The 10,144-nt window shown below is 63.7% G+C and carries 7 protein-coding genes; 1 reads left to right on the forward strand and 6 read right to left on the reverse strand.

Annotated features, from left to right (window positions below; all coding sequences use genetic code 11):
• Positions 1–54: 54 nt before the first annotated feature.
• From AC07WS_RS27695 to queA, 6 genes are all read right to left on the reverse strand, one after another.
• Positions 55–2,130 (reverse strand): hypothetical protein, encoded by a 2,076-nt coding sequence (locus AC07WS_RS27695; protein ID WP_494732164.1) that lies wholly within the window; start codon positions 2,128–2,130, stop codon positions 55–57.
• Positions 2,131–2,190: 60 nt separating this feature from the next.
• Complete coding sequence (secF, locus tag AC07WS_RS27700) at positions 2,191–3,213, reverse strand: protein translocase subunit SecF (protein WP_494732165.1); 1,023 nt, start codon at positions 3,211–3,213, stop codon at positions 2,191–2,193.
• Between the two features lie 13 nt (positions 3,214–3,226).
• A complete protein-coding gene (secD, locus tag AC07WS_RS27705; protein ID WP_494732166.1) occupies positions 3,227–5,089 on the reverse strand; it encodes a protein translocase subunit SecD in 1,863 nt (620 codons plus the stop codon).
• 66 nt (positions 5,090–5,155) lie between these two features.
• Entirely contained in the window at positions 5,156–5,491 is a 336-nt protein-coding gene (gene yajC, locus AC07WS_RS27710) for a preprotein translocase subunit YajC (protein ID WP_494732167.1), read from the reverse strand.
• A gap of 116 nt (positions 5,492–5,607) precedes the next feature.
• Positions 5,608–6,747: a tRNA guanosine(34) transglycosylase Tgt gene (gene tgt / locus AC07WS_RS27715; RefSeq protein ID WP_117014195.1), complete on the reverse strand. Its 1,140-nt coding sequence runs from the start codon at positions 6,745–6,747 to the stop codon at positions 5,608–5,610.
• A gap of 8 nt (positions 6,748–6,755) precedes the next feature.
• Positions 6,756–7,784, reverse strand: a complete 1,029-nt coding sequence (gene queA, locus AC07WS_RS27720; RefSeq protein ID WP_494732168.1) for a tRNA preQ1(34) S-adenosylmethionine ribosyltransferase-isomerase QueA — start codon at positions 7,782–7,784, stop codon at positions 6,756–6,758.
• Positions 7,785–7,913: 129 nt separating this feature from the next.
• Between queA and recG the strand changes: the two genes are divergently transcribed.
• Positions 7,914–9,980, forward strand: a complete 2,067-nt coding sequence (gene recG / locus AC07WS_RS27725) for an ATP-dependent DNA helicase RecG (protein WP_494732169.1) — start codon at positions 7,914–7,916, stop codon at positions 9,978–9,980.
• The last annotated feature ends 164 nt before the right edge of the window (positions 9,981–10,144 follow it).

Raw genomic sequence — 10,144 nt, forward strand, 5'->3', positions numbered from 1 at the left:
CCGTAGCGGCCGCTACGGTTGTGCTCGTGTCCGAATGTCAGACTTGACCCCAATTTAAAACGGGGCACTGATGCCGTATTCGCGGAACTTGGCCGACATCGTGCGGCGCTCCTGCTCCTCCGCCTGGCGCTGCGCCGGTTCGCGGCTGGTGATCTCGGCCGGCATGCGGCCGGCGGCGGTTTCGAACTGGCCGCGCGCTTCCTCGCGGCGGCCCAGCGCCTCGTAGGCCAGCCCGCGCTGGAAATAAGCCGGCGCGTAGCTGGGCTGCGCCTGCAATCCCAGCGACAACGCCTGCAAGGCCTCCTCGTAGCGCTTCATCGCATGCAGCGTCAGGCCGAGGTGGTACTGCACCATCATCGACGGCTTGCTGAACAAAACGCGATTGAGCTCTTCGGCCTTGCGCACGATGCGCAGGCTCTCCTCATACCGGCCATCCTTGCGCGTTTGCGCGGCGTAGTTGATGTAGCGGTAGAAGACGCGCAATTGCCGCTTCTTGACCGTCTCGCGCAGGTCGGCCAGATAGTGGCTGGTGTCGTCGCCGGCGTGGCGGGCGCAGTCCTCGTAGGCGTTCGCGCCGCCCCTGCCCCAGCTGGTGTACACGCGCCGCTCGCCGATGCGACTCAACAGCCCCGCCATGGTCGCGTAGTCGCCGGCCTGACAGGCGAAGTAGGCGTAGGCGTTCAGGTTCCACGGATCGGGATAGCGGTCCACCAGCGCATCGAAGCTGGTCTTCATTTCGCTCCAGTCGGCGAGGCTTTTTTCGAACAGCTGGTCGTCGTAGGACATCTGGCTCATGTACCAATAGACGCGTGCGTACATCGCCTCGGAATCGGCAGTCCGCATCGACTTGGCGCTGCGGGCGATTTCGTCCACCGCGTCCGGCGCGCTGGCCCACATCTCGGTCGAGAAGAAGGCGGCGGTGAAATAGGTCTCGTGGTAGTTCGGGAATTCCTTGCGGGCGTCGGCCAGCGTGTGGGCCACGCCGGCGAAGCTGTAGAAGTTCGTGTACGGCAGCACCTGCAGCACCGCCTTGTAGTATTCGGGATCGCGCTCCTTCAGCATCGGCTTCTCAAGCGTGTTGAGGATGGCCATCGCTTCGCGCGTGGAGGCCAGCATGCGTTCGACATCCTCCTTGGGTACGTCGGAGTATCTGGCCGTGCCGCGGAAGGTTGTGGCGCGCCCGAGCAGCACGTAGACGTGATACATGCGCGCCGCGTTCGATTTGGGGAAGCGCTTCTCCCAGGCCTTGGCTTCGTTCTCCATGCGCGTCCAGTAGGCCAGGTCGCGCGTTCCCTGCGGACGCCAGCGCAGCTGGTTGTAGAAGATCGCCAGCTTCCACACGCCGCTGCCGGTGCGCTGGGTCGGGTCCAGCAGGCGCTTGCGCAACGCCTCCAGGCTTTTGTAGTCGGCCTTTTGAAGATAGCCCTGCACCTCGGCGACCAGCGCGTTGCGGGTCGTTTGTTCTTCGCTGTCCGGCACGGCGACGGTGCGCTTCGCTGCGGCGACAGGGGCCGATTCAACCGCGCCTTCCGTGGCGCGCGCCACGGCCTGCTGCAGGCGTCCCGCTTCCGGCCCTGCGGGCCGCGATTTGTCGAGCCGCTCCGCCCACTCGTCGCCACCGATGGGACGCTGCGACGTCACGCCATCCACATACACGCTGACGTAGCCGAAGTAATTGAGCAGCATCGGCTTGCCGGGGCCGAAGTAATCCTTCTCCGCCACCAGTCCGTCGCCACGCGGCGGCCAGGGATCGCTCATGTGCAGCACGTCGCGGATCGCGCCTTCGACGCGCGCGGGATCGAGCTTCTTGCACGGATCGTTCATGCGCTTGGGGTGGAAGCTGCACAGCTGCGCGCCGTTGCGCGTCTTGACGAACCACTGCGCGATCGAATCGCCGGTATGGCCATCGGGCTGCTCGATCAGCATCGACGCTTCAATCGGCTCGCCGGCGTATTCCGCCAGCTTTTGATGGATGGGCCGTTGCGGATGCTGCTGCGGCCAGATGCGCATGAACTCATTTTCGGCGATCGGATGGTCGCGCAACGCGGAGGCGTAGCTCAGGTCCCAAGGCAGTTCGGCGCCGTGCGCGGCGCAGCAAAACAGCACCCCGGCCAGTAATCTGTACAACATAAAAAAATCCCCCAAGGTCAAAAACGCTGGGGGATTCTACTATCGATTCAATAACGTTGTTTAAACTACAGCGCCATCGGTTTCGTCTTTTTCCTTGATCGGCTTGATCAGGTCTTCACGCTTCACGCCCAGCCACATGGCCACGGCGGCGGCCACGAACACCGACGAGTAAATGCCGAAGCAGATACCGATGGTCAGCGCGATGGCGAAGTAGTGCAGCGTGGGACCGCCCAGGAACAGCATCGACAGCACCATCATCTGCGTGCAGCCGTGGGTGATGATGGTACGCGAGATGGTCGAGGTGATCGCGTTGTCGATCACTTCATGCACCGAAGACTTGCGCTGCTTGCGGAAGTTTTCGCGGATACGGTCGAAGATAACCACCGACTCGTTGACCGAGTAGCCCAGCACCGCCAGCACCGCCGCCAGCACCGTCAGCGAGAACTCCCACTGGAAGAAGGCGAAGAAGCCGAGGATGATGACCACGTCGTGCAAGTTGGCGATGATGGCCGCCACCGCGAACTTCCATTCGAAGCGCACGGCCAGGTAGATCATCACGCCGATGATCACCATCACCAGCGCGTTCAGGCCGTTCTGCGCCAGCTCGTCGCCCACCTGCGGGCCGACGAATTCGACTTTTTGCAGCGACACGGCTTCGGCGCCGGCGGCGTCCATGCAGGCCGATTTGACCACGTGCTCGCCCTTGGCGCTCACGGCGTCGATCTGCTTGGGGGCGCCCTGCTCGGCCGCGCACAGCGTGGTGAACACCAGCTGCGACGCATCCTTGGAGGTGACCGACTTGATCACCGGCAGGCGCAACATGACGTCGTGCGCGGTGCCGAAGCTGGTCACTTCCGGCTGCTCGTAGCCGATCTTCTCCAGCGAGTGGCGGATCTGCTCCAGCTTTGCAGGCTGCTGGTAGCGCAGTTCCATCACGGTGCCGCCGGTGAACTCCACCGAGAAGTGCAAGCCCTTGTGGATCAGGAAGAACACGGCCGCGACGAAGGTCAACGCGGAAATCACGTTGAACACCAGCGCGTGGCGCATGAACGGTATGTCTTTTTTGATGCGGAAAAATTCCATGTGAACCCCTGAGTTATTTCAGACCCGGTACCCAAACGGTACCGATGGCGATCGATTGCAGCTTCTTCTTGCGGCCGTACCAAAGGTTGACCACACCGCGCGAGATGAACACGGCGGAGAACATCGAGGTCAAAATACCCAGGCAGTGCACCACGGCGAAGCCGCGGATCGGGCCGGAACCGAACACCCACAGGGCGACGCCGACGATCAGCGTGGTCACGTTGGAGTCGATGATGGTCGCCCATGCGCGGTCGAAGCCGGCGGAGATCGCCGCCTGCGGCGTGGCGCCGGAACGCAGCTCCTCGCGGATACGCTCGTTAATCAGCACGTTGGCGTCGATCGCCATACCCAGCGCCAGCGCGATTGCGGCGATACCAGGCAGGGTCAGGGTCGCCTGCATCAGCGACAGCAGGGCCACCAGCAGCAACAGGTTGCAGGCCAGCGCCAGCACGCTGAAGAAGCCGAACATCATGTAGTAGATGACCATGAACAGGGCGATGGCGGCGAAGCCGTACATCGTCGAGTGCAGGCCCTTGTTGATGTTCTCGGCGCCCAGCTGCGGGCCGATGGTGCGTTCTTCGATCACGTCCATCGGCGCCGACAGCGCGCCGGAGCGCAGCAGCAGCGCCAGCTCGGCGGAGTTCTCGGCGTTGCCCATGCCGGTGATCTGGAAGCTGCTGCCAAACTCACTCTGGATGGTGGCGACCGACAGCACTTCAGGCTTGCCCTTCTCGAACAGCACGATGGCCATGCGCTTGCCCACGTTGTCGCGGGTAATGTCGCGCATCTTGCGACCACCATCGCCGTTCAGGGTGATGCTGACGGCAGGTTGCTGGTTCTGATCGTAGGTGGCGGTGGCGCTGGAGATCGAGTCACCGGTGATGACGACGTCCTTGCTCAGCACCACCGGCACGTTGCGGCCGACGGTGAACAGCTCGGAGTTGAACGGAATCGCCGCAGTCATTTCAGTGCCCGGCGTGATCGAATTGTCGGTCATGCGCACTTCCAGGGTCGCGGTACGGCCGATCACGGAACGCGCGCGTGCCACGTCCTGCACGCCCGGCAGCTGGACCACGATGCGGTCGGGACCTTGCTGCTGCAGCACAGGCTCGGACACGCCCAGCTCATTCACACGCTTGGACAGCGTCGAGATGTTCTGCTTGACGCCGTCGTCGATGGTCTGCTTGAGCGCGGCCGGCTTGAGGCTGACGGTGGTCTTCAAGGCGTCGCCTTCGCCGGAATCGACGAACAGCAAATCGGCCATCTGGCCTTGCAGCACGTCCTTGGCCTTCTGGCGGGTGGCGTCGTCGCGGAATTTGATTTCGATGGTGTCGCCCACGCGGTCGATGCCGGCGTGCCGCACGTTCTTATCGCGCAGCGAGGTACGGGCCAGGGCCTGGATGCCTTGCACGCGCTTGGCCAGCACCGCCTTGGTGTCGACCTGCATCAGGAAGTGCACGCCGCCGCGCAAGTCGAGGCCGAGGTACATCGGCAGCGCATGCAGCGATTGCAGCCATTTCGGCGTGTCTTTTTGCAGGTTCAGCGCGACCAGGTAGGTCGGATCGGCCGGATCGGCGTTCAAGCCCTTTTCCAGCACCGACTTGGCGCGGAACTGGGTGTCCGGATCGGCGAAGCGGGCGCGCACGGAAGCGTAGGTGCCGGTGCCGTCGAAGGCGATGCCGTTGGTGGCGATGCCGGCGCCCTTGAGCACCTCTTCCACCTTGGCGGTCATGGCGGACGACATCTTGACGGTCGATTTACCGCTCGTGACCTGGACCGCAGGCGATTCGCCATAGTAGTTGGGCGCGGTGTACAGCGCGCCCAGCAGGATGGCCACTACGATCAGTATGTATTTCCAGAGGGGATAGCGATTCATATTGTTCAACGTTCAGTGTTAGGCGTCGGATGCAATACGGCCCGCGCGCGGCGGGCCGGGGCGTGATTACAGCGCCTTGAGCGTGCCCTTAGGCAGCAGCATGGTGACCGAGTTCTTCTGCACCGTCATTTCGGCGCCGCTGGAGATTTCGATGGTCACGTACAGGTCGGTCACCTTGGTGACCTTGCCCAGCACGCCGCCGGCGGTCACGACTTCGTCGCCCTTGGCCAGCGCGTCCATCATGGCCTTCTGTTCCTTGGCGCGCTTCTGCTGAGGACGGATCATCAGGAAGTACATCGCCACGAACATCAGGATCAGCGGCAGGAAGCTGGTGAGGTTACCGCCCAGGCCGAGTGCGTCGAGTGGGGAAGCCGATTGGGCGTAAGCGTTGGAAATGAACACAGGTGACTCCGATAATAGTTTGAAAAAATAGCGCTGTATTCTAGCACTGGCCGGAAGCCGGGAGGACTTCCGGGTATCTGGGTAAGATAAATCTTTTTACAAGAGTTACAACAAAATTAAACGCCGCGCGCGCGGTCGGCGTGGAATTGCAGGGTCCAGGCGTGGAAACGGTCCTCATCCAGCGCCTCGCGCATCTGGCGCATGATGTCCAGGTAGTAGTGCAGGTTGTGGATGGTGTTCAGGCGCGCGCCCAGGATTTCCTGGGTGCGGTTCAGGTGGTGCAGGTAGGCGCGCGAGAAATTGCGGCAAGCATAGCAGGAGCAGCTGCTGTCCAGCGGTTCCTTGTCTTCCTTGTAACGCGCGTTCTTGATTTTCACGTCGCCGAAGCGGGTGAAGATCCAGCCGTTGCGGGCGTTACGGGTCGGCATCACGCAGTCGAACATGTCGACGCCGTTGGACACGCCGTTGACCAGGTCTTCCGGCGTGCCCACGCCCATCAGGTAGTGCGGCTTGTTGGCCGGCATTTTCGGGCCGACGTGGGCCAGGATGCGCATCATGTCTTCCTTCGGCTCGCCGACCGACAGGCCGCCGATGGCCAGGCCGGGGAAGTCGATCTCCTCCAGCTTGGCCAGCGATTCGTCGCGCAGGTTCTCGAACATGCCGCCCTGGACGATGCCGAACAGCGCGTTCGGGTTCTCGCCACGGTTGAACTCGTCCATCGAGCGCTGCGCCCAGCGCAGGGACATGCGCATCGACTTGGCCGCCTCGTCCAGCGTGGCCGGGCGGTTGTCGATTTCATAAGGCGTGCATTCGTCGAACTGCATGACGATGTCCGAGTTCAGCACGCGCTGAATCTGCATCGACACTTCGGGCGACAGGAACAGCTTGTCGCCGTTGATCGGCGAGTTGAAGTGCACGCCCTCCTCGGTGATCTTGCGCATCGCGCCCAGCGAAAACACCTGGAAGCCGCCGGAATCGGTCAGGATGGGCTTGTCCCAGCCCATGAAGTCGTGCAGGCCGCCGAACTTGGCCATGACGTCGTTGCCCGGGCGCAGCCACAGGTGGAAGGTGTTGCCCAGGATGATCTGGGCGCCGATTTCCTTCAGTTCCAGCGGCGACATCGCCTTGACCGAGCCGTAGGTGCCGACCGGCATGAAGATCGGGGTCTGGACCACGCCGTGGTTCAGTTTGACTTCGCCGCGGCGGGCCTTGGTCAGGCCGCTGCTGTCGGTCTTGTGCAGTTTAAATTCCAGCATATTGTTCCTTATTTTGCTCGTGCTTGTGTCGTCAACAGCATGGCGTCGCCATAGCTGAAGAAACGGTATTCATTGGCGATCGCGTGGGCGTAGGCCTTGCGGATCTCTTCAAACCCGGCGAAGGCCGACACCAGCATCAGCAGGGTCGACTTCGGCAGGTGGAAATTGGTGATCAGACGGGTGACCGTCTTGAACTGGTAGCCGGGCGTGATGAACAGCGCGGTATCGGCGCTGCCCGCCTCCAGCTGGCCGCTCTGCGAGGCCGATTCCAGCGCGCGCAGGCTGGTGGTGCCGACCGCCACCACATCGCGGCCGGCGGCGCGGGTGGCGCGCACGGCGTCCACGGTTTCCTGCGGCATGGTGTACCACTCGGTGTGCATCTTGTGCTCGGCCAGCACCTCGGCGCGCACCGGCTGGAAGGTGCCGGCGCCCACGTGCAGCGTGACGTAGGCGAAGTTGACGCCCTTGGCCTTCAGCTCGGCCAGCAGCTTCTCGTCGAAGTGCAGGCCGGCGGTCGGCGCGGCCACCGCGCCCGGCACCTTGTTGAACACGGTCTGGTAGCGGGTCTCGTCGAAGGAATCGGCGTCGTGCTCGATGTAGGGCGGCAGCGGCAAGCGGCCGTGGGCCTCGATCAGGTCGAACACGTCGGCGTCGAAATGCAGGGTGTAGAACTCGCCGGCGCGCTCGCCGACGGTGACGTCGAAGGCGTCGGCCAGGCGGATCTTGACGCCGGGGCCGGGCGACTTGGAGGCGCGCACCTGGGCCAGCACGGTGCGGTTGTCCAGCACGCGCTCGACCAGCGCCTCGATCTTGCCGCCGCTCTCCTTGACGCCGAAGAAGCGCGCCTTGAGCACGCGCGTATCGTTCATCACCAGCAGGTCGCCCGCCTGCAGCAGGCCGACGATGTCGGCGAACTGGCGGTCGATGATCTGCTCGCCGTCCAGGTGCAGCAGGCGGGAGGCGCTGCGGTCTGGCAGCGGGAATTGCGCAATACGCTCTTGCGGCAAGTTAAAATCGAAATCGGAAAGCGAGTACATTTGCGGACTTCTGGAAACTGTTGAAGAAAATTCGGATAGGCCCGAAGGCGGTGCAAGTCGTACAATACCGGCGTTGCTTTGCTGCGGCCAACCCTCTATTTTACGCTAGTGCCCGAAAAACGCTCCAATATGCCTGTTTCAACCTCGAAAACCGTCAAAAAGACAGTCAGCCCGGAAGCCAAGCTGGCCAAGCTGGGCCTGCACACCGATATGGACCTGGTGCTGCACCTGCCCATGCGCTACGAGGACGAGACCCAGGTCATCACCATCGAAGAGGCCCGGCTGCACGGCGGCGAGACCTCGCAGGTCGAGGGCCTGGTGGTCAAAAATGAAATCACCTACAAGCCGCGCAAGCAGCTGCTGGTGCATATCGCCGACGAGACGGGCGATTTGCAGCTGCGCTTCATGAACTTCTACGGCAGCCAGGTCAAGCAGCTGGCCGAGGGCACGCGGGTGCGCGCGCGCGGCGAGTTGAAACACGGCTTCTTCGGCGCCGAGATGGTGCATCCGGCCTACAAGGTGGTGAACGAGGGCGCGCCGCTGCCCACTTCCCTGACGCCGGTGTATCCGTCGGGCGAGGGGCTGTCACAGCCGATACTGCGGCGCGCCATCGGCGATGCGATGAAGCGGGTCGACTGGACCGACACGCTGCCCGAGCAGCTGCGCGCGCGGATGCAGCTGTCCGACTTCGAGCCGGCGGTGAAGCTGCTGCACTATCCGCCGCAGCAGGTGGACGAGCATGCGCTGCTCGACCGCTCGCATCCGGCGTGGACGCGCATGAAGTTCGATGAGCTGCTGGCGCAGCAGTTGTCTTTGAAGCGCGCGCAGCGTGCGCGCCGCGCCAAGGGTGCGGCGGCGCTGACGGTGATCGGCGCCTTATCGGCCAGCTTCCAGGCCGCGCTGCCGTTCAAGCTGACCGGCGCGCAGCAGCGCGTGCTCAACGAAATCCGCAACGACTTGCGCCATCCATATCCGATGCAGCGGCTGCTGCAGGGTGACGTCGGCAGCGGCAAGACGGTGGTATCGGCGCTGGCCGCCGCGCAGGCCATTGACAGCGGCTACCAGGCCGCGCTGATGGCGCCGACCGAAATCCTCGCCGACCAGCACTTCCGCAAGATCGCCGCGTGGATGGAGCCCTTGGGCGTGAAGGTCGCGTGGCTGACGGGCAGTTTGAAGAAAAAGGAAAAGCTGGCCGCGTATGCGCTGATCGAATCGGGCGAGGCGCAGCTGGTGATCGGCACGCACGCGCTGATCCAGGAGGCGGTGAACTTCGCCAACCTGGGGCTGGTGATCGTCGACGAGCAGCACCGCTTCGGCGTGGGGCAGCGGCTTACCTTGCGCAACAAGGGCGTCGAGGGCGCGGTGCCGCACCAGTTGATGATGTCGGCCACGCCGATCCCGCGCACGCTGGCAATGACCTATTACGCCGACCTGGAAGTGTCGGTGATCGATGAGCTGCCGCCGGGCCGCAGCCCCATCGTCACCCGCGCCATCGACCAGAACCGGCGCGACGAAGTGATCGAGCGTGTGCATGCCGCCGCGCTGGAAGGACGGCAGATCTACTGGGTCTGTCCGCTGATCGAGGAATCGGAAGCGCTGCAGCTGCAGACAGCGACCGACACGCACGCGCTGCTGGCCGAAGCGCTGCCGGACCTGAACGTGGGCCTGGTGCACGGCCGCCTCAAGCCGGCCGAGAAGCAGGCAGTGATGGACGCCTTCAGCGCCAACGAGATGCAGGTGCTGGTCGCCACCACCGTGATCGAGGTGGGCGTGGACGTGCCGAATGCATCGCTGATGGTGATCGAGCATGCGGAGCGTTTCGGCTTATCGCAGCTGCACCAGCTGCGCGGGCGAGTGGGACGGGGATCGGCGGCGTCGGTGTGCCTGCTGCTGTATCAAAGCCCGCTGGGAGGCGTCGCCAAGCAGCGCCTGATGACGATGCGCGAAACCACCGACGGTTTCGAGATCGCGCGACGCGACTTGGAGATCCGGGGCCCCGGCGAATTCCTCGGCGCCCGCCAATCCGGCCAGGCGATGCTGCGTTTCGCCGACCTGGAGACGGACGGCTGGCTGGTCGACCAGGCGCGCGACGTCGCCCACGACCTCCTCCACGCCAACACCCCCGAAAAAGCCGCCACCGTCGAAGCCCACCTGGCCCGCTGGCTGGGCGGCCGCGAAGAATTCCTCAAAGTCTAGTTGGGGTCAAGTCTGACATTCGGACACGGCCTGTGCCGTGGGCTGGGGGTCAAGTCTGACATTCGGACACGAGCTCTACCGTAGGCCGTGCCTACGGTAGAGCTCGTGTCCGAATGTCAGACTTGACCCCAATGGCTTATTGCCAGTTCATCAGGCAGGGCGGC

The sequence above is a fragment of the Duganella sp. GW821-FHT01E12 genome (genome assembly GCF_059422325.1).